Source organism: Pseudomonas sp. AC169 (assembly GCF_979258515.1).
Map to the genome: position 1 here is coordinate 4,680,509 of NZ_OZ409866.1, position 25,942 is coordinate 4,706,450.

At 57.2% G+C, this 25,942-nt stretch carries 20 protein-coding genes; 3 read left to right on the forward strand and 17 right to left on the reverse strand.

Translation table 11 applies throughout. The features are described from left to right. Nucleotides 1-128: 128 nt before the first annotated feature. The 4 genes from ACZZ0G_RS21030 to minC form a co-directional block, all read right to left on the reverse strand. Nucleotides 129-764, reverse strand: a complete 636-nt coding sequence (locus tag ACZZ0G_RS21030) for an RluA family pseudouridine synthase (RefSeq protein WP_463557394.1) — start codon at nt 762-764, stop codon at nt 129-131. Between the two features lie 91 nt (nt 765-855). After that, nucleotides 856-1,110, reverse strand: a complete 255-nt coding sequence (gene minE, locus ACZZ0G_RS21035) for a cell division topological specificity factor MinE (RefSeq protein ID WP_003223146.1) — start codon at nt 1,108-1,110, stop codon at nt 856-858. Beyond that, nucleotides 1,110-1,922: a septum site-determining protein MinD gene (gene minD / locus ACZZ0G_RS21040; protein WP_007913953.1), complete on the reverse strand. Its 813-nt coding sequence runs from the start codon at nt 1,920-1,922 to the stop codon at nt 1,110-1,112. The genes minE and minD overlap by 1 nt, the downstream gene beginning before the upstream one ends. Before the next feature lie 169 nt (nt 1,923-2,091). Further along, entirely contained in the window at nt 2,092-2,829 is a 738-nt protein-coding gene (gene minC / locus ACZZ0G_RS21045; protein WP_095114357.1) for a septum site-determining protein MinC, read from the reverse strand. 117 nt (nt 2,830-2,946) lie between these two features. Here minC and ACZZ0G_RS21050 point away from each other — a divergent pair, with 117 nt between their 5' ends. Together ACZZ0G_RS21050 and ACZZ0G_RS21055 are read left to right on the forward strand one after the other, a co-directional pair. Next, nucleotides 2,947-3,879, forward strand: coding sequence for a lipid A biosynthesis lauroyl acyltransferase (locus tag ACZZ0G_RS21050; protein WP_095114336.1), 933 nt, complete (start codon nt 2,947-2,949; stop codon nt 3,877-3,879). 35 nt (nt 3,880-3,914) lie between these two features. Beyond that, complete coding sequence (locus ACZZ0G_RS21055) at nt 3,915-5,087, forward strand: patatin-like phospholipase family protein (RefSeq protein WP_463557395.1); 1,173 nt, start codon at nt 3,915-3,917, stop codon at nt 5,085-5,087. Nucleotides 5,088-5,220: 133 nt separating this feature from the next. On the opposite strand, the gene ACZZ0G_RS21060 is transcribed toward ACZZ0G_RS21055, so the two are convergent. The 8 genes from ACZZ0G_RS21060 to puuE all read right to left on the reverse strand — a co-directional run bounded on the left by ACZZ0G_RS21060 (nt 5,221) and on the right by puuE (nt 13,396). Next, nucleotides 5,221-6,006, reverse strand: coding sequence for an outer membrane protein OmpK (locus ACZZ0G_RS21060; protein ID WP_397484198.1), 786 nt, complete (start codon nt 6,004-6,006; stop codon nt 5,221-5,223). A 385-nt stretch (nt 6,007-6,391) separates the two neighbouring features. Continuing rightward, nucleotides 6,392-7,177, reverse strand: a complete 786-nt coding sequence (locus ACZZ0G_RS21065) for an outer membrane protein OmpK (RefSeq protein ID WP_016982869.1) — start codon at nt 7,175-7,177, stop codon at nt 6,392-6,394. 159 nt (nt 7,178-7,336) lie between these two features. Continuing rightward, nucleotides 7,337-8,689 (reverse strand): nucleobase:cation symporter-2 family protein, encoded by a 1,353-nt coding sequence (locus ACZZ0G_RS21070; protein ID WP_463557396.1) that lies wholly within the window; start codon nt 8,687-8,689, stop codon nt 7,337-7,339. A gap of 165 nt (nt 8,690-8,854) precedes the next feature. Next, on the reverse strand, nt 8,855-10,168 hold the full coding sequence (locus ACZZ0G_RS21075) for a urate hydroxylase PuuD (protein WP_463557397.1): 1,314 nt from the start codon (nt 10,166-10,168) through the stop codon (nt 8,855-8,857). Between the two features lie 51 nt (nt 10,169-10,219). Continuing rightward, nucleotides 10,220-10,723 (reverse strand): ureidoglycolate lyase, encoded by a 504-nt coding sequence (locus ACZZ0G_RS21080; RefSeq protein ID WP_034151759.1) that lies wholly within the window; start codon nt 10,721-10,723, stop codon nt 10,220-10,222. Nucleotides 10,724-10,874: 151 nt separating this feature from the next. Further along, nucleotides 10,875-11,870: an allantoicase gene (gene alc, locus ACZZ0G_RS21085; protein WP_463557398.1), complete on the reverse strand. Its 996-nt coding sequence runs from the start codon at nt 11,868-11,870 to the stop codon at nt 10,875-10,877. A gap of 87 nt (nt 11,871-11,957) precedes the next feature. Beyond that, entirely contained in the window at nt 11,958-12,473 is a 516-nt protein-coding gene (uraD, locus tag ACZZ0G_RS21090; protein WP_108226900.1) for a 2-oxo-4-hydroxy-4-carboxy-5-ureidoimidazoline decarboxylase, read from the reverse strand. Continuing rightward, nucleotides 12,470-13,396 (reverse strand): allantoinase PuuE, encoded by a 927-nt coding sequence (gene puuE / locus ACZZ0G_RS21095; protein ID WP_283437162.1) that lies wholly within the window; start codon nt 13,394-13,396, stop codon nt 12,470-12,472. The genes uraD and puuE overlap by 4 nt, the downstream gene beginning before the upstream one ends. A 420-nt stretch (nt 13,397-13,816) precedes the next feature. Between puuE and uraH the strand changes: the two genes are divergently transcribed. Continuing rightward, a complete protein-coding gene (gene uraH / locus ACZZ0G_RS21100) occupies nt 13,817-14,170 on the forward strand; it encodes a hydroxyisourate hydrolase (RefSeq protein ID WP_008080901.1) in 354 nt (117 codons plus the stop codon). A gap of 177 nt (nt 14,171-14,347) precedes the next feature. Here uraH and ACZZ0G_RS21105 read toward each other — a convergent pair whose 3' ends face one another. The 5 genes from ACZZ0G_RS21105 to ACZZ0G_RS21125 form a co-directional block, all read right to left on the reverse strand. Continuing rightward, the gene (locus ACZZ0G_RS21105; RefSeq protein WP_463557399.1) at nt 14,348-16,231 is read right to left on the reverse strand and encodes a hypothetical protein; all 1,884 of its coding nucleotides are present in this window, start codon (nt 16,229-16,231) and stop codon (nt 14,348-14,350) included. A gap of 48 nt (nt 16,232-16,279) precedes the next feature. Continuing rightward, on the reverse strand, nt 16,280-18,130 hold the full coding sequence (locus ACZZ0G_RS21110) for a hypothetical protein (protein ID WP_463557400.1): 1,851 nt from the start codon (nt 18,128-18,130) through the stop codon (nt 16,280-16,282). A gap of 92 nt (nt 18,131-18,222) precedes the next feature. Further along, complete coding sequence (locus ACZZ0G_RS21115) at nt 18,223-19,953, reverse strand: hypothetical protein (RefSeq protein WP_463557401.1); 1,731 nt, start codon at nt 19,951-19,953, stop codon at nt 18,223-18,225. 229 nt (nt 19,954-20,182) lie between these two features. Beyond that, nucleotides 20,183-22,033, reverse strand: a complete 1,851-nt coding sequence (locus ACZZ0G_RS21120) for a hypothetical protein (protein ID WP_463557402.1) — start codon at nt 22,031-22,033, stop codon at nt 20,183-20,185. A 174-nt stretch (nt 22,034-22,207) separates the two neighbouring features. Next, nucleotides 22,208-25,753 carry a calcium-binding protein gene (locus tag ACZZ0G_RS21125; RefSeq protein ID WP_463557403.1) on the reverse strand — a complete coding sequence of 1,182 codons (3,546 nt, stop codon included), beginning with the start codon at nt 25,751-25,753 and terminating at the stop codon, nt 22,208-22,210. Nucleotides 25,754-25,942 lie beyond the last annotated feature (189 nt).

Here is a 25,942-nt window from a genome sequence, read left to right on the forward strand (position 1 = left end):
TTGAAATGCATGCAAAAAACTGTGGGAGCGAGCTTGCTCGCGAAAGCGGTATCACCTTCAACATCAATGTCGACTGATCAATTGCTTTCGCGAGCAAGCTCGCTCCCACAGGGGTTCGGTGGTGTCCGTCAGAACGGCGCGGGGCACTCGAAGCGCAGGCGTTCGCCGGTTTGCGGGTGAGTGAAGCTGAGCATGCTCGCGTGCAGACACAGGCGTGGCCATGCCGTCAGCGCCTGCTCGTGGGCGTAGAGCCCGTCACCGAGCAGCGGATGCCCGATCGACAGCATGTGCACGCGCAACTGGTGCGAACGACCAGTGATCGGCGTCAGCTCAACGCGACACCAGTCGCCGCAGCGCTCCAGCACACGCCAGAAGGTCAGCGCATGCTTGCCGAATTCGTGGTCGACCACGTGGCGCGGTTTGGTCGGCGGGTCGTAACGCAGTGGCAAGTCGATGCTGCCGCTGTCGAGTTCCGGCTGACCCCAGGCCAACGCGGTGTAGGCCTTTTCGGTTTCGCGGTCGTGAAACTGCCGCGACAGTTCGCGATGCGTGTCGGCGTCACGGGCGAGCAGAATGATGCCGGAGGTTTCCCAGTCCAGGCGATGGACGATGCGCGCTTCCGGGTAGCCGTTTTCCTGCAAGCGGGTAATCAGGCAATCCTTGTTGTCGTCGGCGCGACCGGGCACCGAGAGCAGCAAGGTCGGCTTGTTCACCACCAGTACGGCGGCGTCCTGATGGATGATGTGGATGTTGGACAGCGGCATTAAAACAGCCTCGTAACAAATGCCAACGGCGGTTCAGGGCCATTCCACTGAAGGAATGGCCCTGAACCGCCGTCGTTCCTGCTAAATCGACTCAGCGATCAGGCAGGGTGATGTTGAGTTCCAGAATCGAGCAACTGCCCTGGCTTTCCAGTGCAACATGTACGTCGTCGTTGCCGATGTTGACGTACTTGCGGATCACGTCGACCAGTTCCTTCTGCAAGGCTGGCAGGTAATCCGGCGTGCTGCGCTGGCCGCGCTCATGCGCCACGATGATCTGTAGACGCTCTTTCGCTACCGAGGCGGTACTTGGCTTTTTGTTGGCACGAAAGAAGTCAAAAAGGTTCATTACCTACCTCCAAACAGGCGCTCGAAGAATCCCTTCTTCTCGACATCGAGGAAACGGTGGGCTTTTTCTTTGCCCAGCAAACGGTCGACGGTATCGCTGTAAGCCTGACCGGCATCGCTTTGGTCGTCGAGAATCACCGGGACGCCCTGGTTGGATGCCTTGAGCACCGCCTGGGATTCCGGGATCACGCCAAGCAGCGTTACCGAGAGGATTTCCTTGACGTCTTCAACGCCCAGCATCTCGCCCTTTTCAACACGCTCCGGGTGGTAACGAGTGATCAGCAGGTGTTCCTTGATCGGGTCTTCGCCACGTTCGGCGCGACGCGATTTGCTCGCCAGCAGGCCGAGCATGCGGTCCGAATCTCGTACCGAGGACACTTCCGGGTTGGTCACGACGATCGCTTCATCAGCGAAGTACATGGCCAGGTGCGCACCTTTTTCGATGCCGGCCGGGGAGTCGCAGACGACGAACTCGAATTGTTCCTTGAGCTCCATCAGGACTTTTTCCACGCCTTCGACAGTCAGCGCGTCTTTGTCGCGGGTCTGACTGGCGGCCAGTACGTAGAGGTTTTCCAGACGCTTGTCTTTGATCAGGGCCTGTTGCAGGTTGGCTTCGCCGTTGACCACGTTGACGAAGTCATACACCACGCGGCGCTCGCAACCCATGATCAGGTCGAGGTTACGCAAGCCCACGTCGAAGTCGACGATCACTGTTTTGTGGCCGCGCAGAGCGAGGCCGGTACCGATAGCGGCGCTGGTGGTGGTCTTACCCACACCACCCTTGCCGGATGTAACCACGAGAATCTTGGCCAAGGTGTTTCACCCCTAAGGAAGAAGGACTTTTTAGCCCCTGAAAAACATCTCTTGAAAACTACTGCAGTCGGACAGCCTTGGCTGGAATTCGGCGTTGAGCCTTTTTCCTACTTCGTTTGAGCCGTTTTCGCTACGTTTTAGAGATGCTTGGAAAATGCGGCAGTATCCGTTAAAGCCGAATGATGTTCAACACGTCGCCCGACAGGCTGACCTGTACGCCCGAGCCCCACATTGGGTCGCGGCGCAAATCTTCGGAGACCTTGTAATGACCGGCGATGGAGATCAGTTCAGCGCTCAATTGCTGACAGAAAATCCGTGCCTTGGTATCACCCTTCACGCCGGCCAGCGCACGGCCACGCATCGGGCCGTATACATGGATGTTGCCATCGGCGAGAAGTTCCGCCCCCGGACTGACCGAAGACACCACGACCAGATCGCCACCTTGGGCATATATCTGTTGGCCACCACGTACTGGCGTGGTGATGACGCGGGTCGGTTTGACCGTTGGTTCAGGCGGTTTTTCCGGCTTCTTTTTGACTTCGGCTTCGGCTGTTTCCAGCGGTCGCTCACGGGCGCCCGACGGCGGTAATACCGGAATGTCGATGGCGATGGCGGCGGCGATGTCTTCGATGCGGCTGGCGCGAATCGCCAGGGTGCGCAGGCCATGTTGACGGCAGACGCGCATCAGGCCCGGCAGATCGACGGCGCCTTCGCTCGGCGGCAGTTTGTCCAGCGCCAGAACCAGCGGCGCGTTACTGAAGAAGTTCGGCGCCTGGGCGACTTTGGCGGCCAATTGCCGATCGAGGCTTTCGAGGTCGTTACGGGCCAGTTCCAGCACAGTAATGGCCAGCATGCTGCCCTTGAGCTGGAATACGGGATCTTGGTCTAACGGTTCGGTTTGGCTCATGTCGGCATACAACGGCTTGTCACTAAAAGTGCCGAGACTTATAACGAGAACGCCCGCGAGCCGCAAGCCGGGTCGAACGATGTAGAATGCGCGGCCACTGTATTTACGGAAGCTTTAATGGATCGCCCGCGTTTTCGAAAAGCATTTTTATCGCCACGCTTCTGGCCGCTCTGGTGCGGTCTGGGGCTTTTGTGGCTGATCGTGCAGCTGCCGTATCCGGCCTTGCTGACCATCGGTCGAGTTTTGGGCGCGTTGATGTATCGCGTGGCCGGCGACCGGCGGCGCATTGCCAAGCGCAATCTTGAACTGTGCTTCCCGGAAAAATCCGCCGCCGAGCGCAAACGTCTGCTCAAGGAAAACTTCGCCTCCACCGGCATCGCCTTTTTTGAAATGGCCATGAGCTGGTGGTGGTCGCGTGAACGTCTTGCCAAGCTGGCCCACGTTGAAGGCCTGGAGCATTTGCAAAAGGCCCAGCGCGAAGGCAAAGGCGTGATCCTGATGGCCGCGCATTTCACCACGCTGGAAATCGGCGCGGCGTTGCTCGGCCAGCAGCACACCATCGACGGCATGTACCGCGAACACAAGAATCCGTTGTTTGACTATGTTCAGCGTCAGGGCCGCGAGCGGCACAACCTCGACTCGCTGGCGGTGGAGCGTGACGACGTGCGTGGCATGCTCAAGTTGCTGCGCTCCGGTCGCGCGATCTGGTACGCACCGGATCAGGACTACGGCGCCAAGCAGAGCATCTTCGTGCCGCTGTTTGGCATTCAGGCGGCGACCGTGACGGCGACGACGAAATTCGCCCGTCTCGGCAAGGCGCTGGTGGTGCCGTTCACGCAGGAGCGTCTGGCCGACGGCAGCGGTTATCGCTTGGTGATTCATCCGCCGCTGGAAGATTTCCCCGGTGAAACCGAAGAAGCCGATTGCATCCGCATCAATCAGTGGGTCGAAAGCGCTTTGCGCGCCTGCCCCGAGCAATACCTGTGGGCGCATCGGCGCTTCAAGAGCCGGCCACCGGGCGAGCCGAAGCTGTACGCCAAACGCGGTTGATTGACCCATCCCTTTAAGCATCATGGAGCGTTGCGATGAGCCCAGCTGAACCGGTCACAGGTTTGATTCTTTCCGGCGGCGGGGCTCGGGCGGCGTATCAGGTGGGGGTGCTGGCGGCGATTGCCGAATTGCTGCCGTTGGGCGCAGACAATCCGTTTCCGGTGATCGTCGGCACCTCGGCCGGGGCGATCAACGCCGTCAGCCTCGCCAGCGGCGCTAGCGATTTTCGCGCCGCCATCGAACGTCTCACCTTGTTCTGGCAGGGCTTTCGCAGCCATCGCGTACTGCGCAGTGACTGGCCCGGGGTCATCCGTCAGGCCAGCCGCTTTGTCAGCCACAGCTTGCTCGGCCTCGGTCGGCAACTGCCAGTGGCGCTGCTCAACAGTTCGCCACTGCGCGATCTGCTCAATGAAAAACTGCATATGCCCGGCATCGCCGAATCCATCGCGCGCAAGCAATTGCATGCGGTGGCGGTGACTGCGTTCGGCTATGAGTCGGGGCAAGCGGTGACGTTCTATCAGGGCGGCGGCACGATCGATTCATGGCTGCGCCATCGACGCATTGGTGTGCCGACGCAGCTGTCGGTAGATCACCTGCTGGCCAGTTCGGCGATTCCGTTGCTGTTCGCGCCGGTGAAAATCGGTGATGAATATTTCGGTGATGGCGCTGTGCGGCAATCGGCACCGATCAGCCCGGCACTGCATTTGGGCGCGAGCCGGGTGCTGGTGGTCGGCGTCAGCGGCAACCCGCGCGGGTTTGATCCGCAGCAGCCGCTGGAACGTGCCTACACGGGGCAACAGCCGACGCTGGCGCAGATCGGCGGGCACATGCTCAACAGCACGTTTATTGACAGCCTCGAGAGCGACATCGAGTTGCTGCAGCGTCTCAACCAGTTCAGCCACTTGATGCCCGCCGGCACACCGACGCGCGAATTTGGTGTGGCGCCGGTGGAGGTGTTGGTGATTTCGCCGAGTCAGCCGATCGACGAGATCGCAGCGCGGCATCGCCAGGAATTGCCGGCGGCGTTGCGTTTGTTTTTGCGCGGGCCGGGTGCGACCAAAACCAGTGGGGCAGGGGTGTTGAGTTATCTGCTGTTCGAGGCGGGGTATTGCAGTGAGTTGATTGATCTGGGGCGCAGGGATGCGTTGGCCAAGCGCGAGGAGCTGTGCCGGTTTCTCGGGATATCCGCAGCGGTGGCCCCGGCCTGAGATTTGTGGTGCTGCCATTCGCGAGCAAGCTCGCTCCCACAGGGTTCGGTGTCGAATGCGCAATTTGCAATCAACATAGAACCACTGTGGGAGCGAGCTTGCTCGCGATGGCGTCCATACGGACGCCGCCGGATCAGAAGTGGAACTTCACCAGGAAGCTCGTGGTGCTCTGATTGGTCTTGAACGCACCGGTGTCGTCGATGCCGTACTTGTCTTTCCAGTAGTCGTATTCCACACCGACATACAACTGCTTCTCGCCGAAGCTCAACGCCTTGCCCAGGTCGTATTTGATCTGCGGGTTGAAGTGCAGGTTGGCGTGGTAATCGCCTTTGGAGTTGGAGTCGTTGTCGGTGACCCAGTCCATGAAACCGTCGATCAGGATGTCCGACTTGCCGACCGGGATGGTGTAGGACCACACCGGAGTGATCTGCCAGACATTGTCACCGGCGCGAGCACCCTGGGTGTGGCGCTGGTAGAAGTTCAACTGGAAGTAGTCGAAGCCCGGGATCGCCAGGTCAAAGCCTGGACCGATCAGGTACGACTCGGTATCGCCTTCGCCGAATTCGTAAGTCATCGCCACCAGGACGTCTTTGATCGGGCCGAACTCGATCTTCTGGTCGAGCACCTTGCCCAGCGAGATGCGCGGGCTGAACTCACCGTAGTAAGTGTTCGGACCGTTGCTGAAGTCCTTGCCACCGTTGTAGAAGATCTTGTCGAGGAAGAAGAAGTTGTCGCCGTACGTCCACGCGTCGGCGTGTTCGAAAGTGACGGTCTGCTGGATGCGCGGGTTGACCTGGAAGTCCTTGCCATACAGATAGGTCAGGCTGTTGTTCTGCCACTGCAGCAGGCCTTCGGCCATGGCCTGGCCGCCGGCCAACATCGATCCCGCGAGCATCAGGCTGGTGCACATACGTTTCATTCGGTTGCTCCCAAAGTAGGTGTTCCACGTTTATTTTTTTAAGATCGGCGCTCTGGTGTGGCGCCTTTTTTCGTTGTTGCAAAAGTCATCCAAACGGTCAGCTTTGCTGCTTGTGGCAAGCGATATAGCAAGAGCTGGGCCAAGGCTTTCGAAAAGCCAAAAAACGCCCTCTCGGCTGCTGAAAAACAGTCGATTGAGCGTGTTTTCGGGATGCCTCGGTACTGGCCGGGGCCGGGATAAGTTGGCCCGTCGGTCAGGAATTAAATCCGGGCTTTTTTTTAGACCGAATTCAAGAGGCCGCGGAGAATACTGACTCAACGGCCAGGTCTCAAGTGCCCCGCAACAGAGCACCGACGACAGGCATGGGGCACGGTTGCGGGCCATCTTAGAAATGCACCTTTACCAGCAGGCTGGCGGTGTTCTGATTGGTGTCGAAGTTGTGGGTGTTTTCGACGCCGTATTTGTTTTTCCAATAGCTGTATTCGGTGCCGACATACAGTTGCTTGTGGCTCCAGCCCAAGGCTTTGCCCAAGTCATATTTGATCTGCGGATTGATGTGCAAGTTGGCGTGGTAGGTGCCGCGCGAGTTCTCGTCGTTGTCGACCACCCAATCGAGATAGCCGTCGATCAGCACATCGGAATTGCCTAAAGGAAAGCTGTAGGACCAGCCGGGAGTGATCTGCCAGACGCCGTCGCCGGGGCGCGGGCCTTCGGTCTGGCGGCGGAAGATATTGAGGGTGACGTAGTTGAAACCGGGCACCTTGAGGTCGAAGCCGGGGCCGATCAGGTAGGCTTCGCTATCGCCTTCGCCGTACTCGTAGGTCATGGCGAGCAGGACGTCTTTGATCGGGCCGAACTCGAGCTTCTGGTCGAAGATCTTGCCGAACGAGAAGCGCGGGGTGAATTCACCGTAGAAGGCATGGGGACCTTTGTTCGCGTCTTCCTTGCCGTTGTAGAAGATCTTGTCGACGAACAGGAAGTTGTCGCCGTACTTCCACTTGTCGGCGTGCTCAAAGGTCAGCGTTTGCTGGATCGACGGGTTGATCGCGAAGTTCTTGCCGTACAGATAGCTGAGGCTGTTGGTCTGCCACAGCAGTAAATCGCCGGCCATGGCCTGACTCGCGGCCAGCAGGCCGCCACTCAACAGAACGTTGGTTTGCGTGCGAATCATCTGTTGCTCCCTCTTGTTTTTATTGTTGAGGCAGGGTGTTGCACAGTCCCTGTGGGAGCGAGCTTGCTCGCGAAAGCGGTGTGTCATTCAACAGTGATATTGACTGACATGGCCTCTTCGCGAGCAAGCTCGCTCCCACAGGGATAATCGGTAATGCTGTTAATGCGCGTGGCAGTCGTTGATTGCTGCGCGCTCTTTACCGCCGAGAATGTTGAACAGCAGGTTCAGCGTCAGCGCGCTGAGCGTGGCCATGGCGATACCGCTGTGGGTAATCGGGCTCATCCACATCGGCAGATGCGCGAAGAACTCCGGACGCACCACCGGGATCAGGCCCATGCCGATGCTCACCGCCACCAGCAGCTGATTGCGACGGTCACCGATGTCGGCTTCCTGGAGGATCTTGATGCCGGTTGCGGCAACCATGCCGAACATCGCAATCGCTGCGCCGCCCAGTACCGCCGGTGGAATCGAGGCGACGAGGAATGCGGCTTTCGGCAACAGGCTCAACACGATCAGCAAACCACCGGCAACGATGGTCACCGAACGGCAGCGCACACCGGTCATCTGCACCAGACCGATGTTCTGCGCGAAGGAGGAGTGGGTAAACGTGTTGAAGAAACCCGCCACGAACGAGGCGCCGGCATCACACAGCAAGCCGCGACGCAGCATGCGTGGGCAGACTTCCTGGCCGGTGATCTTGCCGAGCGCGAGGAACATCCCGGTGGATTCAACAAAGATGATCACCACCACCAGACACATCGATAGGATCGGCGCGAGCTCGAATTTCGGCATGCCGAAATGCAGCGGGGTGACGAACTGAATCCATGGCGCGTTGGCCATGCCGCTCAGGTCGACCATGCCGATCGCGCCGCACAGGATGTAGCCGAAGCACATGCCGATCAGTACGGAAATGTTGACCCAGAAACCGCGCATGAAGCGGTGGACCAGCAGAATAGTGCCCAACACCAATGCGGCGATGGCCAGATAGATCGGTGAGCCGAATTGTGCAGCGCCAGCACCGCCACCGGCCCAATTCACGGCCACGGGGAACAGCGACAAACCGATCGAGGTGATGACCGTGCCGGTCACCAGAGGCGGGAAGAAGCGTACGACCTTGGACATGAACGGCGCGATGAGCATGCCGAAGAAGCCGGCGGCAATCGTCGCGCCGAAGATGCCTTGCAGGCCGATACCGGGCATGCCAGCCATGGCGACCATGCTGCCGACCGCAGCGAAACTGGCGCCCATCATCACCGGCATGCGAATGCCCATCGGGCCGATGCCCATGGATTGCACGATGGTGGCGACACCGGCGACCAGCAGGTCGGCGTTGATCAGGAAGGCAATTTCTTCACGACTCAGGCCAGCGGCCTGTCCAATGATCAGCGGCACCGCGATGGCGCCACCGTACATCAGCAGAACATGTTGCAAACCGACCAGGATCAGTTGCAAAAGGGGCAATCGCTGAATGGCGGGTGCGTCGGGGATGCGCGCTTTGGACAGCTCGGACATGCAACACCTCGGATCTTTTTATTCTTGTGATTAACAGCTGTTGGGTTGCTCACAGCTGTTTCTTTGCATCAGGTCGACCGCGTTGCGGCCATTCGCGAGCAAGCTCGCTCCCACAGGAAATGCGCGATCTCTGTGGGAGCGAGCCTGCTCGCGAAGCTTTGTTGCTTAGTTGGTCTGTGCTCCCTGGGCGATCCATGCACCGATCAGGTCACGTTCCTGCTGGGTCATCTGAGTGATGTTGCCCAGTGGCATGATCTGCGTGGTGATGGCTTGCGCCTGGATGCGCGCCGCGTTCTGGCGGATCTGCTCTGGGGTGTCGAACATCACACCGGCAGGCGCCGCGCTGAACAACGGACTGGTTGGCTTGGCCGAGTGGCAAACCGCGCAGCGTTCCTGGATCACTGTGTGCACTTTGTCGAAACCCGGGCCAGCATTCGACGCCTGTGCCGGTGCTGCAGGTGCTTCTGCGGGTGCAGCAGGTGCCGCCGCTTCAGCCGGTTTCGCGCCACCGCCCAATGCCGTTTCCGGCAACGGTTGGTACTCGATTTTCGCTGGTGCCTTGGCCACTTCCGGCGCGGTCGACATCGGTGCAGGACCGGTGACGTACGCCAGGGTGATCATGCCCACGGCTGCAACCGGCAGGGTCCAGGCAAACTTGTGGCTGTCATGACGGGTGTTGAAGTAGTGACGCACCAACACGGCCAACACTGCGATCCCGGCCAGGATCAACCAGTTGTACTGGCTGCCATAGGTGCTCGGGAAGTGGTTGCTGATCATGATGAACAGCACCGGCAGGGTGAAGTAGTTGTTGTGACGCGAGCGCAGCAAGCCTTTGGCCGGCAGCGCCGGATCCGGCGTGCGGTTCTCGGCAATCGCCGCCACCAGTGCACGCTGCGCCGGCATGATGATGCGGAACACGTTGCCGACCATGATGGTGCCGATGATCGCGCCAACGTGCAGGTACGCACCACGACCGCTGAACACTTTGCTGAAGCCATACGCCGCGCCGATGATCAGCACGAACAGAATGAAGCCGAGCAGAGCAGGGCGTTTGCCCAAGGCCGAGTCGCACAGGAAGGAGTAGATGAACCAGCCGATAAACAGCGAGCCGATACCGATGGCCACGCCTTCAGGGCCGCTCAGGGTGCTGCCCGGAGCCAGCAGGTAGAGCGTTGGATTGGAGTAGAACACCACGCACAGCAGCGCGATACCCGACATCCAGGTGAAGTAGGCTTCCCACTTGAACCAATGCAGGTTGTCCGGCATTGCCGGCGGGGCCAGTTTGTATTTTTCGAGGTGATAGATACCGCCACCGTGGATCGCCCACAGGTCACCGGCCAGGCCGGTTTTCGGGTTGACGCGGTTGAGGTTGTTCTCCAGCCAGACGAAGTAGAACGACGCGCCGATCCAGGCCACGCCAGTAATCATGTGAACCCAGCGCACGCTCAGGTTCAGCCATTCCAACAGATGTGCTTCCACAGTCTTTACCTCTCGCCTGTCACTCTTGTTGTCGAGTGATCAGACCTTCTCTTATTGGTGGGGGGCGAGGATCAAACGCTCATCCTCTTTGAAAAAATGCTCATCGCAGTTATTGCCTGTGCCACTGCGATCAACCACCAGGAAGTCATCCCGCTTTTCGATCGTCAGCACCGGATGGTGCCAAACGCCGCGATGGTAATTAATGCCCTGCCTGCCGTTGGTGACGAAGGCGCGGACCAAGCCTGATACAGGTTCATCGCCAACGGGCGCGACCACGATCAGAAAGGGGTTGCCGAGCAGCGGAATGAAAGCCTGGCTGCCCAGCGGATGGCGTTCCAGCATGCAAACGGTCAGCGGCATGTCCTGCGCGTCGGCGCGGAAGATGCTGATGATCGCGTTGTCCTCAGGCTGAGCGGTTTCGACCGTCGCCAGTTTATGGAAGCGCATGGTCGAACCGTTGTTGATCATGAAGTGATCGCTGCCGTCGGTTTCGATCACGTCACCGAAAGGGGCGAAGGCTTCTTTGCTCAGCGGTTCAATCGTTAGTGTGCGCATGCTGTTCTTCTTATCCGAATTCTGTGTTAAGTGATCGTTCCCACGCTCCGCGTGGGAATGCAGCCCGTGACGCTCCGCGTCACATCCAAAACGGACGCAGAGCGTCCAGTGATGCGTTCCCACGCAGAGCGTGGGAACGATCATTGCGCTGTTATTTAGCGACCTTGCCCAATACGCGCAGACGACTCACACCACCATCCGGGAACACGTTCAGGCGGATGTGGGTGATCGGGCCCAGCGCTTTGATCTGCTCGACGAAGGTGTGCTCGGCGTGCATTTCCAGCTTCTGGCTTGGCAGCAGTTCACGCCAGAACAGCGACTGGGTTTCGATCTGGCTGTCAGTACCACCTTTCACGAACGCGCCCTGGATCGAGCAAGTGTCCGGGTAGTTGCCTTTGAAGTGCAGGGTGTCGACGACGATCTTCTCGATCTCGCCTGGGTGACCCAGCGCGACGATGACCCAGTCATTGCCCGGCGTGCGACGACGTGCAGTTTCCCAGCCGTCGCCCATGTTGATGCCACGGCCCGGGTTGAGGATGTTGCTCATGCGGCCGAAGTGTTCGTCGGAGCAGGCGAGGGCGCGGCCACCGTTAAGGGCTGCTGCCAGATCGACTTGCTCGTTGTCGCCAACGGCCGACCAGTCGCGATGCGGAATACCGTACACGCGCAGGCGGGCAACGCCGCCGTCCGGGTAGATGTTGAAGCGCAGGTGGCTGAACGCTTGGTCGTTGCTGATTTCGTGGTAGTGGTGGCTGTTGCCCTGCAGCTCGACGGCCGACAGCACTTCAGTCCACTGGGTGTTTTCATCAGGCTCGCCCGAGGCCAGGAAGCAGGCTTCCAGAGAGGCCGATGGCGGGAAGTTGCCGGTGAAGAATGAAGTGTCGATGTCCACGCCTTTGATCGAGCCCGGTACGCCCAGACGGATCACGGCGCTGTCGAAGCCTTCGAAGCGCTTGCGGCGCGATTCCCAGCCGTCCATCCACTTGCCGTTGTCATCGAACACGCCCTCCTTCCATACGGCCGGGGTCGGTTGGAACAGACGATTGGCGTCTGCGAACCAGTCATCGGTGACCGAGATGATTTTGGTGCCCAGACGGGCATCGGCCAGGTTGACGAATTTTTCGAAAGGTACGGCGTAAGCTTTCATTCTTCTTGTCTGCCTTTGAATAAGTGGCTGGGGATGCTTGCGAGGCCCTGGGCATTCTCCGCGTCTGACATGCTCGGGCCAGGCTTGCTAAAGAGTCAGTAAACGGAACAGGGCGATCTTGTTGATCTCCGCCAGCGCGCATTTGAACTCGGTGTCTTCCGAATTGTGAATGCGCGTTTCGAACGCCGCGAGGATCTGATGCCGGTTGCTGCCTTTTACCGCCATGATGAAGGGAAACTTGAACTTGGCTTTGTAGGCGTCGTTCAGCTCGGTGAAGCGCTGGAACTCTTCGGCCGTGCATTGGTGAATACCGGCGCCAGCCTGTTCATTGGTGCTGGCTTCGGTCAGTTGGCCCTGGACGGCGGCTTTGCCGGCCAGGTCCGGGTGAGCGTTGATCAGTGCCAGTTGACTGGCGTGATCGGCGCTCAACAGGATGTCGCTCATGCGCTGGTGCAGAGTTTCGATCTCGTCGATCGAAGCGTCCGCGCCGAGGTCGTAGGCCTTCTCGGCCACCCATGGCGAATGTTCATAGATGTCGGCAAAGGCTTTGACGAAAGCGTCGCGGCTCAGGGTCGACGGTTGCAGGGTTTGAAAGCGGCTCATTTCGCGGCCTCTTGGTACGGCTGGGTTTCGTGCCAGTGACGCGCGATGTCGACGCGACGGCTGAACCACACCTGTTCATGACTTTTGGCGTATTCGATAAAGCGTTTGAGCGAGGCGATGCGACCCGGACGGCCGATCAGGCGGCAGTGCAGACCGATCGAGAGCATTTTCGGTGCTTCAGCGCCTTCGGCGTAGAGCACGTCGAACGCGTCTTTGAGGTATTCGAAGAAGTCGTCACCCTTGTTGAAACCCTGCACTTGGGTGAAGCGCATGTCGTTGGTGTCGAGGGTGTACGGGATCACCAGATGCGGCTTGCCGGTCGGGTTGTTCGGTTCCCAGTACGGCAGGTCGTCGTCGTAGGTGTCGCAGTCGTAGAGGAAACCACCTTCTTCCATCACCAGGCGACGGGTGTTCGGGCCAGTGCGGCCGGTGTACCAGCCCAGTGGACGCTCACCGGTGATTTCGGTGAGGACGCGGATCGCTTCGAGCATGTGCTCGCGTTCCTGCGCTTCGTCCATGTACTGGTAGTCGATCCAGCGGTAGCCGTGGCTGCAGATCTCGTGGCCGGCATCGACCATCGCACGGATCACATCCGGGTGGCGCTGAGCGGCCATGGCGACGGCGAAGATGGTCAGCGGAATGTCGAATTCCTTGAACAGTTTCAGAATCCGCCAGACGCCGGCGCGGCTGCCATACTCGTAAAGCGATTCCATGCTCATGTTGCGCGCGCCTTGCAGCGGCTGAGCAGCAACCATTTCAGACAGGAAGGCTTCGGATTCTTTGTCGCCGTGCAAAATGTTGCGCTCGCCGCCTTCTTCGTAATTGAGTACGAACGACAGGGCGATGCGGGCATTGCCCGGCCAGTGTGGGTGAGGAGGGTTACTGCCGTAACCGATCAGGTCGCGTGGGTAGTCAGCGCTCACTGCAGTCTTCCTTCTTATTCGTTGACAGATGGGTGTGGCGGCCTGGCAGGCTGGCGTCACAGCGATGGGCTGATTGTATACAACTTTATTCGCAATTTGTAAGCCTGAATTTTCGCATTTTTCACCGACTGTCATCTTTTAGTGTTATCGGCGTGAGCCTGCAAGAAACCTGCCTGACCAGTCAGCTAATGGACAGGAGGTTCAATGAATAGGCGTGTTGCTGGCAGAACACGAGGAAACCCCCGAATGGCGGGGGTGATGTGAAAAATGTCGTTTTTATTGTGTACAATTTTTTTGAAAAGTGTCTTAATCAGTCGCTCGCCGCAGCTTTTCGTGCTCCGAATCGGTGCGGTCTCCTTTTCAACTGACTTCGGGAGGCGCGAAGTCTGACTGCTCCACGCAGGCAGGCGCGCAGAATCAATGGGACGTTTGACAACACACGTTTTGGACGCTGCACACGGTTGCCCGGGCAGTTCGATCAAGGTCGAGCTGTACCGCGTTGAAGGTTCGCAACTGGAATTGGTCGCCAGTGCGGTAACCAACAGCGATGGCCGGGTCGATGCACCGCTGCTGCAAGGCGATGATTATCGTACCGGCGTTTATCAGGTTCAGTTTCATGCGGGCGATTACTACCGCGCCCGTGGTGTTCAGTTGCCGGAACCGGCATTCCTGGACGTGGTTGTGCTGCGCTTCGGCATCTCTGCCGAACAGGATCACTACCATGTTCCGTTGCTGATTTCGCCGTACAGCTATTCCACGTACCGGGGCAGCTGACCCCCAAGCAGCTGCCCCCACCGGGAAGCGACTGCGCATATAGCTTCTTTGGTCTTTCGCCCGCCCACACTGCGGGCTTTTTTTATTCCTGCGTTTTGTGAAGGTCTACTCGCGTACGTTGCAGAGAACGCTGGAGGGCGTTGCTGTGTGTGCGGGCAATCTTGATTGTCAGGTCGTTCAGCTGTGTCGAGTGACGATAAGGTTGTGTTCGTGACTGGGGAGAGGCTCGTTGGTGCCCAGCAAAAAAATTATCCTGTTTGCGTGCAAATGCACCATCAGGTCATCTTTGACACGGGCGTCCATGTTGTCGACAAAGACTCTTTTTTTGAGCCAGGCAATCGGATCAGGGAGGTAAACAGTGTCATTTTGAATTTTGTCCATGAACATGATGAAAACATGATCAACACCCGCTCGCTTGATCAACAACGCATTCCCCAGGCTGGGACGAAAATCATGGGCAATGTAGTAGCCGTGTGCGCTGAGAAGATCTTTGAAAAGTGTTCGCGTTGCACGACTCCTTTGATGTTGCGGGCCGGAGAGCAGTTTCGGATTGAAGTCGATTCTTTGCAGACCTTCAGCGGACGGTAGCGGCATACGCATGTGGCTTTGTAGGTCGGTCGCAAGCGGCGAGAGGAGCATCAGCGGGTCGCTCAAGTCTTGACGAACGACTTTGTTATCGCTCAGGACAATAGAGCGATTTTCCCAGTATTTGAAAGTCTCGAACAATGCACTGATCCCGGACCCTGTGATTTTGTCGGAATGATTGGCCCGCTTGAACATCTCTCGTGCAGCTTTGCTTGCAGAGTGATCAGAAAGGTATGGAAACTGATCACTGACATATTGAGTCAGGCTTTTTTCAAATGGCCGACTCTCCACGATTCTCCATGTTTCACTGCCATGCCCCGTACTGTCCGCCGATTTCACCACGCCCCTGGGTTGTGACTCCGGATTGGACAGCAGCAACTGTTCGAAAGCATCGAAACGACGGGCAGAGAACAGTGGAGGCTTGATGAAGGCAAAGCCGTCAACGGCGTGGGTCGGCTGGTCAATTATCGCAAAGTGCTTGCCGCCGATCTCGATGGAGTCGCCGGCTGGCGGTTTCATCGTGGTGCCCCAGCCTTGCCATAATTCACTGATGCCCATGAGTACGACGGGATCAAGAGGATCACTGTCTTCTGGCAGTCGAGGGCGTTTGCTCGGACCCGGGCCGGACTCTTCTGGCTGAGTGAACGCGCGAGAACTGCCGGGCTGCGGATCTTGTTGTGTATCTGCGATGGGTTGCAACTTTCGGCGCCAGACGAATTGCCCCGGAATACGTTCGAACGTGATGTCCGGCACATTGAACGTTGTCGCACACGCCAGTTTGTATTCGCCTTGGCCATTCCTGCGGACCAGGATGGTTCCGTTGGCGATATCGACATAGGTACTTGCGCGCGGCCCGTTGCGGATGGCGTCCGGGGATTCGTGCGCGGCAGGGAGAAGGGTCGCCAGATCCGGGTCGACGAAGATAATCGCTTGTGACGGTTCGGCAGACTGTTGGTGCGCTGGCAGGTTGCTCTGCGTGGACTGCGCCGTGTACCACTGTGCCTCGACGCGCCAGCGTGGCTGACCGTCGATTTTTTTCACGGTCGGGGGTGTCACGCCTGGCGCTGCGGGCCAGGGAATCTGGTAGTCACCGGCGGTGTTGAGTTCAACCCGATAATGATGGTTGTCTTCCAGGTGCGCGTAAGTCTGACCGCCCGGGGTCACGAATAGCCCGTCGAGGGATGGGTGCGGCCGTAGCAGACGGGTTTGTATTACCGGCAGGGATATCTCGGCCAGTCTGGCATCGACTGCCGCCATCAGTGGATCCGAGGTGTGACTCACTATAATGCGTGGACCATCATTCACCCCGTTATCCGAAGCATCGGGCGTGGCAGTGGCGGCCGGTCGATTCGTACCGGGCGCTAAAATTTCAGAACTGACGGTGTTTTTCAATAGGCCGTTGCCAGCCTCGGATCTATTGATATTCGTGGTATCGGGCGACGCAGGGCGAACCGTGGTCTTTGTCGGTTTGGTCATTAAAGTGTCTCTGTACGTTGCATGTTCTTTCCTCGCTGTCCTGCTCGTTCATTGGTCTTTGCAAATGAACAGCGTTGTTTGCCCCAGAACATCTGTTTGGGTTCCACCGAGCAGGTAGCTGATCTTTTTGCTTTTGCTGTAAGCCGACAGTGGCTTCGGTTCGCTGCCGGATATTTGCAGCACGATCTCACTGCGTTCAAAGCGCTCAGGCTGAAAACGCTGCAGCCTGCCGTTAATAAGCGGAGGCAGTTTCAGCACAAATACGTGATCGATTTTCTCCCGGTAAAAGAGCAATTCGTTCTCGGCAAGCGTGCTTGTCGAGGGCGTCATCACGTAGCCGTCATCTTCCAGAACCTGGCTGAACAGCCTTCGCAAGTTGGCAGCTGTTGGCGCTGTGGCGTACTCGTTCCAGTGCCGAGAGAACCGGCCGGGATCAAAATCGAGTCGCATCAAACCTTCACCCAGCGAGGAGGGAATCGCCAGGGTTTCTTCCGTTGCGGAAAGTGGGCGCAACATTAATAACGGGTCAGCCAGTTCGCGCCGAGGCGCTCTGCGCTGAGCTCTGTTGGCCCAGTAACGAAACACCAGATTCATCAACGCCAAACCGGGGGCAATGATGATCTCGGATCGGTTTGCCTGATTGAACATGGTCCTGGCGAGTGAATTGACTGATCGATCCGACAAGTATTTGAAGGTTCTTGAGATGTACTGAGTGATCGGCATCTCAAAAGGCACACTGCTGTCCAGTACTGTCCATTGATCATTTTTATAAACCGCCCATTTCGGCTGCAGCGACGGGCTATCCCGCAACATGTATTCGAAGGCGTCATACAAAGCAGGTGAGAACAACGGATGTTGCAGATAAACCAATTGTGGTTTGGCACTCAGGTCCTGTTCCAACACCCGGTAATACTGCCCGTCTATCTCGATATGCTGGCCCAGTTGAGGTCGAACCCTGTGCCCCCAGTTTCGCCATAGGCCGAAACTCAAGTTGATCGCATCGGAATGGGCGGACAGCAAGCTCTGGGTCAGCGCTTGAGTGACATCCGTCCCTTCTTCCTGATGAACTCGCTTGCTTGGGCCGGCCATGGGCTGTGGCGTATCGGTTGAGGCTTTGCGTTTTTCCTGTTGCGACCGCTCCGATACAGCATCGGTTGGCTCGGTTTTGCGGCGCCATAATCGCGTCCGGGGAATCTGTTCGAACAATAACGCCGATGCCTCGCGTGCGGCCGCGAAGGTTTGCTGATACTCACCGTCGGCGTTTTTACGCACCATGACGGTTCCTTCTGCGGTATCGACATAGGTTTTGCGGTGCTTGTCGTAGCGGATGCCGTCCGGTGTCTGCAGGCGGGGGGAGAGCAAGGCTGCGGCGTCGCTAGCCAGATAGATCGGATGTTCTGCAGAGGCGCTCTCAGCGGTGCCATCAGGACTGTCGCCCTCCGAAGGGTGCGTCAGCCAGTTCGGTCTCTCGAACGTCCACACAGGCTGGCGCTCTGTCTTGATCAGGAAGGGGCCCGGCAAGTGCGGGGCGAAGTTGAAGGGAATCTGGTAGCGGCCATCTTGATGGATCTCGATCAGTAGATGTCCTTCATTTTCTACATGAGCGTACAACTTGCCGTCCGGACTGGTGAACAGTCCGCTGTCGGGATCCAGGCGTTTTAGCAGATGTACTTGATCGGCAGGCCAGGTGATGGATCGCAGCGCGGCCTCGATCCGTGAGTGAGTGGCAGGAATCTCGTTGACCTGCACCGACGCCTGGCGCTCGGAAACGCCTGGCAGATCTGCGGAGAGTTCTGCGCTTGCGCGGCTTTCGCCTGGAACTCTGAGGGAGGTGTTCCCGGTATTTGGATGTAAATCGGGCGCAGTAACCCCGCCCACTCGCTTCGGTGGTTTGACCATTAAGTGAATCTCGCTATTTGAAAAAGGAAGTGTTCAGGCTGTGGCTTGTCCACAGGACCTTGCGGATGTGCGGTCAGACGTTCGGCACAGGCTCAACCTTCTCTCACAATGAAGAGCATCGGGTTATCCGTGGAAACATGTTGTATGCCCCCTACCAGATAGATGATTTCGGTATGAGCCAGAAGGTTGTCCAGGTTCTGTAGGTGCTCTGCACTGAGTCTGGTCAGATAAGAGGGATCGGTGAGTTCGGATCCGGCGGGGCTGGTGCGAGGGACCTTATTTCCAGCGATAGGCGGCAGTTTCAAGACAAATACCGCGGCAACGCCTGGGCGGTGAAAAATCAATGCGCCTTCGCTGTGACTGCGCGTGGTCGGATTGATGTTGTAACCGCTGTGTTGCAGAACGTTGACCATTAGGGCTCGCAGCCTTCCTGGTGTCGGCGCCTCTGCGTAAGGGGCCCATTCCTGAGGGAACCGTTGCGGATCGAAATCCAGCCGCTGCAGCACGGCAGAATTGTGCGCAGGCAGGGTGAGCAATCCACCGCCTGGCAGGTGGCCGGGCTGTATGGGCAGTTTTGGCAACATGACCAATGGGTCCGACAGGTCGTGCATCGGTGGTTCGCTATTCATCCGGTCCGCCCAGTGGCGAAACGTCAGCGTCATCGCCGAAAGTCCATGAGCATTCACACCTTCAGGCAGGGAGACCCGCTCGAATACCGCTCTGGCGAGGTTGTTGGTTGACTGTTCCGACAAATACTTGAATGCGCTGGAAACATACTGGCTGGCGGACAATTCGAAAGGTGGATGGTTGTCCAGAACCTTCCATTGGCCCTGAAGTTTCAGTGCCCATTTCGGCTGGCGCGAAGGTTCATGACGTAACATGTTTTCGAACGCGTCATAGCTGTCCAGTGAAAATCCCGGATGTTGCAGATACACCAGTTCGGTACCGGCGCTGACGCTTTGCGTGACGATCGGGAAGTGTTGTCCGTCGATTTCTATCGAGTCGCCCGAATCGGGTTTTGTGCTTCTTCCCCAGTTTTTCCACTGGCCTGCGGAAAGGTCCAATGCGACGCTCTGTTGGGAGAGAAGATGTTCGACCAGCGCGCTTGTACCCGTCGCCACATGAGTGTGTTCGTCGTGGCGCGAGGGCCTGCTCGGACCGGGCAGGGCGTCGGTCGGTTCAGTGGATACCGGATCGGTTACGGCTTGAAGACGGGGTCGTTGTACCTCGATTTCACGCCAGAGTTTTGTGCCCGGGATCTGTTCAACCCTTTCACCCGTCGGTGTCGATTCCCCAGCGTGCGTCTGTCGCCAGCCGTTCGGGGTTTTGCCCACCATGACCATACCGCCGAGCATTTCGACATAGGCTTTCTTGCGTTTGTCGTAGCGAAAACCTTCCTCGGTGTCTGGCTGTCGTTTCAGTTGGCTGGCCAGCTCGGCGTTGATAAAGACCGGGTGCTGCACTCGCTGGCTCGTCGAGGTACTTGCAACGGCAGCCTGCTGGTGTTCGCTGAAGTGCAGGGCGACCCATTCTGCGGCGTTTGAAAGAGCTGAACCTTCAGGAAAGTGGTGGACGATGACTGAGGGGCGCTGTGAAGCCTCTTGCGGCAAGTGGTGAATAACGACGGTGGGGCGCGGCTCGGGCGCGGCCAACAAGGCACTGGAAGATGACAGGTCGGCTGAGGAAGGCATGTTGGCAGTGCCTGGAGCTGGATGAACGCTTTCGTCGGCATTCGCCCCATGAGGAATGTTTGAATGTTCGACTGATGCCCCGTGTGAGTCGGGTGGCAGCGTGCGCGGAATTTTCTTGGGTGGCTTGGCCATTGAATGACTCCTTTGGATTGTTGATCCAGTCGTTTGCATCGGGGGCCGATGATCAGGCCGTCAATTTGCGGTGGCCTGGCAGTAACTCCGGAGGGGCCATGGTCGGGAAAAGAAGTCTCTGGCGTGCGGTACATATGTATTGCAATGAGGGTAAGTGCTGCACGGTGTTACCGGGCGTTATGGAGGCGGGCCAACTCGCGCCGGCAGGGCAGGTGCGAGTTGGCAGATATCAGCGTTCTCTGATAACGAACACCGAATCCGGATTGGACTCGACCTTTAATACGCCTGCGATCAGCCACACCACTTTGTTTTCTGCCGCTGCGGTTGTCAGGGCAGCAAACGCCTCGTTGCCAATCCTGGCCGGCAAGTCTGGATCCGCCAGCTCATTGCCTGGTGTGTGGGACAGGCCAACATGATCCACCGCACCCAGTTTCATGAAGTAAATCTGGTCATGGGGTTCGCGCCGGAATACCAGGGTTGGCATGCGATGCTCATAAGTCAGGGGAAAGACGTCGTAATCGCTGCGCACCAACAGAGCGCCGAGCAGTCGTCTGAGGTTCAGATCGGTCGGAAAGGTTTTGTAGTGATTCCATTCGATGGGAAAACGGCGTGGATCGAAGGTGAGTCGTTGCAGTTCGCCGTCGACCTGCGAGGGCATGCGGATGAGTTTTTTTCCTTTGAATTCGATGGAAGGCGCCACCGATAGCATGTTCAGTGGGTCGGCGTACGCAGGGGCTGTGGGAAACGGTCGTTGCTTCCACTGATGCAGGACGGCCTGAATATTGATCAGCCCGGTGCCGGTAATCACGGGTGAGTTGTCCGCGAGTTCAAACAGTTTTCTGGCGACGGTATAGGCAGTGGCATCGGAAAAGTCAGGGAACGCATTGGCGACCGATTGCGAGATCGGTTCATCAAAAAAACGTTTGCCGGGGTTTATTTCTCCGGGATCGTTGCCGATGCGAAACGTGGCCACAGGCTGTAACGAGGGCGCTCTGCGCAGCATTTGTTCAAAAGCATCGAAACCTGCCGGAGCAAAGTCAGGATGCTGGACAAAGTAGACTTTGGGGGTGCGGTTGGAGCCAACGGGCACAATCGGATAATGAAACCAGCCAAGCTGGACGGATTCCACCAGCAATGGTTTGTTCAAATGTCCCCAAGGCAGCCAGAAAAACGGGGTCTGGCCGGCGGGGGCGCCGGGTTCGAGGGGAATCGCTGACACTGGATCGTTGGGCTCGTCGATCCGTGCACGTTTACTTGGGCCGGGTTGCGATTCATCCGCGTCGGCACTCGGCTGAGACCTGCTCGCAGGCGGATTTTCAATGGTTGGCGAGTCTGGATTCTTCAGGCGCCAGAGTACCGTTCCGGGAATCTGTTGAAGAAAAACATCGGGTAGGTCTCTATTGGTCGCCGAGGCCAGTTGATACTCGCCTTGTTGGTTTTTTCGGACCATGACCGTACCTTCTGCCGTATCGACGAAGGTGTGTTTGAGCTTGTTGTAGCGGAGTCCAGCTGTTGCAAGCTCTGCTCTGGTCAGCGTTTTTGCGTCTTCGGGCGCAAGGTAGGCGAGGGAATGGGGTGTGGCAGACGTTCCGGTCCGAGCCTCTGTCGATTGCCAGCCAGGGCGCTGGATATGCCAACTGGCCTGGCCTTCGACCCTCGTCAGTACCGGCCCGGGAACACCGGGCGCAAAGGTCAGCGGAACATAATAGTTGCCCTGCGGATCCCGTTCGACGACGAACCGGCCTTCGTTGCCGATTTGTGCGTAAGTTCGCTGATCAGGCCCGGTGAACAGACCAGTATTTTCTCCGATTGGCGTCAGTTCGCTTAAGCGATCCTGGGGCCAGGCGATTGCACTGCGGGCGGCCCTGTAGGTATCAGGTATTTCATTGACGATGACGGCGGCCGGCCGATGGGTGGAGGTGCCGGGGGGCTGTGATCCCGTGGTCGAATCGATGCCAGACAGTAGAGGGTCAGGTAGGTTCGTGGTAACACGACTACCGGAACCTGACTGCGCAGGTCTGGTTGTAACCGTTGAATCGGCGGGTACTGTCACCGGAACTTTCTTGGGTGGTTTGGCCATGTGAAATTACTCGTTGAGGGGTGATGCGCAACGCACGGAAGTGCCTCGCCGCATTTTTTCAGGTGCACTCCTCTGCATCCCGGAAAATCCAGGTTGGGAAGACGACGGAGAAGTTCGGTCACTTCAACTTCGGAGTGCACGTGTGGTTATTGGTTTTGACGGAAGTGTGCTGCGTTAAGCGGGGGGCATATTCATCAGGGGCGGCGGCGCAAAGACGTTGCTGCCTTGATGGCTGCAATAATTGATCACTTGCAGATCGGAATACTCAACGCGAGATTTATCGCTGCGCAGGATCCAGCCATATGCAGGAAAGTTGTAACTCAGCGTCCCGGGCCGGTTGTCGGTCAGGACGATATTTCTCACTTTTATTGTGTTATTGGCCATTGCTGCAAAGGCTTCGGGCAAGGCCTTTGTCGGGTCGGGCGCTGCAAAAAAACGTGCATCGAGGCCATCCATGTAAATCCGGTCGAAGGACAGATCGACGGTGTGGACAACACCTTTCTCGGTAATGACGCGTACCTGATCGATCAGGTCTTCGCTGTCGTATTCAGGCAGATGAACAATGCAGGTGCCGACGTGCAGCTGGTTGTTTTCCAGTTTGATCTCGACCTTGCCCAGTGCTGTCGCATCGAGATCCCAAGTGGACGAGTAGGGCAGTCGGGCTGGGGAGTTCGCGAGGGCACCCGGTGTCGAGAGTCTGATCGCGATATCGGCAACCAGATGAATCAGGTAGGTGGAACCCGTCCCTTCAAGGTTTTGAATCGAGGTTTGCTCGGGGTAGGAAAAAAGCGACCCGCAGCCAGCCCTGTCGAACTTGAAGGGTTTGGTCACAGGCAGTTCAAAAGGGATTTGGTCTTTGCGACGGGGCAAAGGCAGGTTAAGCAGCGTTGTCCAGCGATCAAAGCCATATGGGTTGTGGCTTTTCAGGGGGCAAACATCGGTTTCTGGTGTTAGTTGGACATTGACCGCAACGCCTTCTTTAAAAATCAGAACTGCCCTGTAATTGGGACGCAAGGCCATGGTTCTCAAGATCCTGATCATGTTTCTGGGATCTGCTCCCCCCTCAGCATAGGAGAAGTTCTTGAATGTTATTGTGTTTTGGCCAAAGTGATACTGCAGATTGCAGCCTGCAAAAAATTCTCGATTATCTTTCCACTCGCCCGAACCAAAACGCGCTTCAACCTTTGTCAATTCACTGATGTGGTAATCCAGGTGCAGGCGGATTACCGCCTCTGTGCGTTTTGTCGGCCAGAACGTTGTATCTTTTCCGGATCGGGGCAGGTAGTAACTCACCTCATTCTGATGGTCGATCCTGCACTCAGCTGCGTGGAGGATTATCGGCTTTTCCGGTGTTCCTTTTTTTACGAGGATGACCTGGATTTCGAATGCATGGTCATTTTCAATATGTTCGGGCAGTTCTGGCGAATCAGGCAGTCTGAAAGAGTATCCATCTTTGCTCAGGAACGTCAGTTTGTTGTTTTGAAGCGCGAAATGGTTTTCTTGTTGCTTATAAATGCCTCGAATGACTACCAGGCTGTTTGGGTCGTCCGTGAATGGAAAACGTGATCGGATGATCAGCGAGCCATTTTCGATCGTCCAGTTGTCGATCAGTCGATACTTCCAGTTCAATAAAACAATGCTTTCTTCTGTGCCATCCTCGATGATGGATATACAACCCTGTTTTTGCTCGACTATATATTCGTCAATGCCGCTTTCACCCGAGGCTATGGCTCCTGGATACGACAGATGGATTTGATCGTTTCCAGATCCGGCATTGATAGTGTCTTCGCCACGGGAATTAATGACATTGCGTTGTGCAGAACCGGTCACGACATTGAGCGCGCCGCTCACCGTTTCAACATTCTCGATGCTTTCCAGAACACTGTGGAGGATACGTTTTTCTCCTCCTTCGGTAGATGGATCGGTTGTGATTATCTGCAGGGTCTGTGCGGTTAAATCGACGTCATAGCCTTTGTTATCTGCACCTCGCGTGTTATAGCCGCCACCGAGGATGAGTGTGTCGATTCCTTCCCCGCCTTTCAGGGTCGAATGTTCTGATGCCTGGGCAGGCTGTTCAAGACGTTCCCCTGCACCTTCAAACACGAAACGGTCATTTTTTTCACCCCCGGTCAGCTGTTTTGTTCCTGACCGGTAATGAAAGCTGTTTGGCTTGTTTTCAACGCCCGTGATGGTGTCCAGGCCTTCACTGATCAACCACAGAATGCCCTTGTTATCGGCAGGTGTTCCCAGCTCTGCGCCGGGAGTGTCCTTGGTCACACCGTCGCGGGCGTCAATGACGTCATCTATTCCCTTGATCTCGGGGACTTGTATCGTTTCCCAACTGTCTTGTTTGGTCCACCAGTTGCGCTTGCGCACCCGCGATGGTTTCAGGTGGACTTCGAATTGGCCGTTAACGATGGCTTCGGTAGTGTCCTTTAATTGGCCGTCCAGCAATTTCCGGGCTGTTTCTTTCAGTTGTTTTGCGTGCTGAAACCTGGTTTTTGCCAGCAAATATCGATTCTGCACAGCATCGTCAGGCTCCATCATGCAGAACGAAAACCAGCCCGTGCGCCAGCGCTCTTCCAGAGTCAGTTCGATGTAGTCATCTATATCGTCGACCACGCGCACCGCGCCATAAATCTGCGATCCGATGGCCAGGATCGCCCCCGCCGCAAGGCCGACGGGGCCTGCAAATGAAAAACCCGCCAACGCAGCAGTGCCGAGGATGATCGTCATGGCGGCGCTGGTAATACTCAGCCCGGCACTCACGTAATGATCCATGGCTTCTTTGCCGGTTGCATTTTCAGCGGCATTGATCGATCTGACGGCGGTGAAGATATCGAACGGCAATGTCAGTGCGCCGCCGATCAAACCGCCAGAACGGCCGAGTCTCAGTGCGAATCGGGTTTTGGCAAAATCCAGCAGGGCGCCTTGCCCCGCCGAGAGCATATTGGATGCGATCTTGCTGACGGCAATGTCAACCACGATGGAGCCGACTTCTGTGCCGATACCCACACTGTTGATCGCAACCTCGGTGGTGTTGTCAGCTTTGATAGCGTCCACCACACCGCGCAAACCCATGAATATGCCGAAACCCTGAATGCCGACACTGGAGCCGAGGGTTGCATAGCTTTTTGTCACTGCCACCCAGCGGGGGTTATGTTTGGGGAGGTTGGCGTGATACAGGTCAAGTCTTTGTGCGGAGCCTAATAGCTTCACCAGTTTGCTGCGGTAATTGCCATGGTCTGTTGTGGTTTGCGAACTTTCTCTTATCAAGTGCGGGGCGGTTAGTGGCCGTTCGCTGGCCATTTCGAAAAGTAGCGTCGTCAGTAAATAACTGTCCTGCCCCGTTGACGATTTCATATAGCGTTCGATATCGGCAGCGCTGAATTGCAACGAATTGATGAACGATCGCTTGGGAGCCCGGAAGAAGGTATTCCTGCCGTTTAATGGCTGGCCGTCAAGCGATGCACCCAAGGCATCGAGAGATGCTCGGGTTATTGAAATGCTGCCAATTTGCAGCGGGCCGAAGACTGAGTCGGCGAGTTGTAACTGACTTGCTTTGCTTTTGGCTATTGTGCTTGATGCTTCATCAGCGCTGTGATTGAAGTCAATCGTCGAAGCATTATGTTCGTTGCTTTCAAAACGCATGTCGGTGATGACGACAGCGTCTGTGATTTCCGCAGTTTCCAGTGACGGTTTAGGTGTCATGGTGGCCATCTGAACTTCCTTGTTCTGGCAGGTCTTTGTTAGCACGAGGCGTGATAGTACGATCGATTTTTTAACGATGTACATCAACGGGTTGTTGCTGTGTATTGCGCGCGACGGACGCAGCTGGAAAACGTGGCATGAAAACAATAAACCGGCCTGAAGGACGGTTTATTTGTACGCTGACGCCGTTTGGCCAGA

Coding starts and splice junctions, on each gene's coding strand:
- ACZZ0G_RS21050 (WP_095114336.1), top strand. CDS start 2,947: ATGGATCGCCCGCGTTTTCGAAAAGCATTTTTATCGCCACGCTTCTGG.
- ACZZ0G_RS21070 (WP_463557396.1), bottom strand. CDS start 8,689: ATGTCCGAGCTGTCCAAAGCGCGCATCCCCGACGCACCCGCCATTCAG.
- ACZZ0G_RS21125 (WP_463557403.1), bottom strand. CDS start 25,753: ATGGCCACCATGACACCTAAACCGTCACTGGAAACTGCGGAAATCACA.
- alc (WP_463557398.1), bottom strand. CDS start 11,870: ATGAAAGCTTACGCCGTACCTTTCGAAAAATTCGTCAACCTGGCCGAT.
- ACZZ0G_RS21065 (WP_016982869.1), bottom strand. CDS start 7,177: ATGATTCGCACGCAAACCAACGTTCTGTTGAGTGGCGGCCTGCTGGCC.
- ACZZ0G_RS21120 (WP_463557402.1), bottom strand. CDS start 22,033: ATGGCCAAACCACCCAAGAAAGTTCCGGTGACAGTACCCGCCGATTCA.
- uraH (WP_008080901.1), top strand. CDS start 13,817: ATGGGACGTTTGACAACACACGTTTTGGACGCTGCACACGGTTGCCCG.
- uraD (WP_108226900.1), bottom strand. CDS start 12,473: ATGAGCCGCTTTCAAACCCTGCAACCGTCGACCCTGAGCCGCGACGCT.
- ACZZ0G_RS21080 (WP_034151759.1), bottom strand. CDS start 10,723: ATGCGCACACTAACGATTGAACCGCTGAGCAAAGAAGCCTTCGCCCCT.
- minE (WP_003223146.1), bottom strand. CDS start 1,110: ATGAACCTTTTTGACTTCTTTCGTGCCAACAAAAAGCCAAGTACCGCC.
- minC (WP_095114357.1), bottom strand. CDS start 2,829: ATGAGCCAAACCGAACCGTTAGACCAAGATCCCGTATTCCAGCTCAAG.
- ACZZ0G_RS21115 (WP_463557401.1), bottom strand. CDS start 19,953: ATGGCCAAGCCACCCAAGAAAATTCCGCGCACGCTGCCACCCGACTCA.
- ACZZ0G_RS21105 (WP_463557399.1), bottom strand. CDS start 16,231: ATGACCAAACCGACAAAGACCACGGTTCGCCCTGCGTCGCCCGATACC.
- ACZZ0G_RS21030 (WP_463557394.1), bottom strand. CDS start 764: ATGCCGCTGTCCAACATCCACATCATCCATCAGGACGCCGCCGTACTG.
- ACZZ0G_RS21060 (WP_397484198.1), bottom strand. CDS start 6,006: ATGAAACGTATGTGCACCAGCCTGATGCTCGCGGGATCGATGTTGGCC.
- ACZZ0G_RS21110 (WP_463557400.1), bottom strand. CDS start 18,130: ATGGTCAAACCACCGAAGCGAGTGGGCGGGGTTACTGCGCCCGATTTA.
- ACZZ0G_RS21055 (WP_463557395.1), top strand. CDS start 3,915: ATGAGCCCAGCTGAACCGGTCACAGGTTTGATTCTTTCCGGCGGCGGG.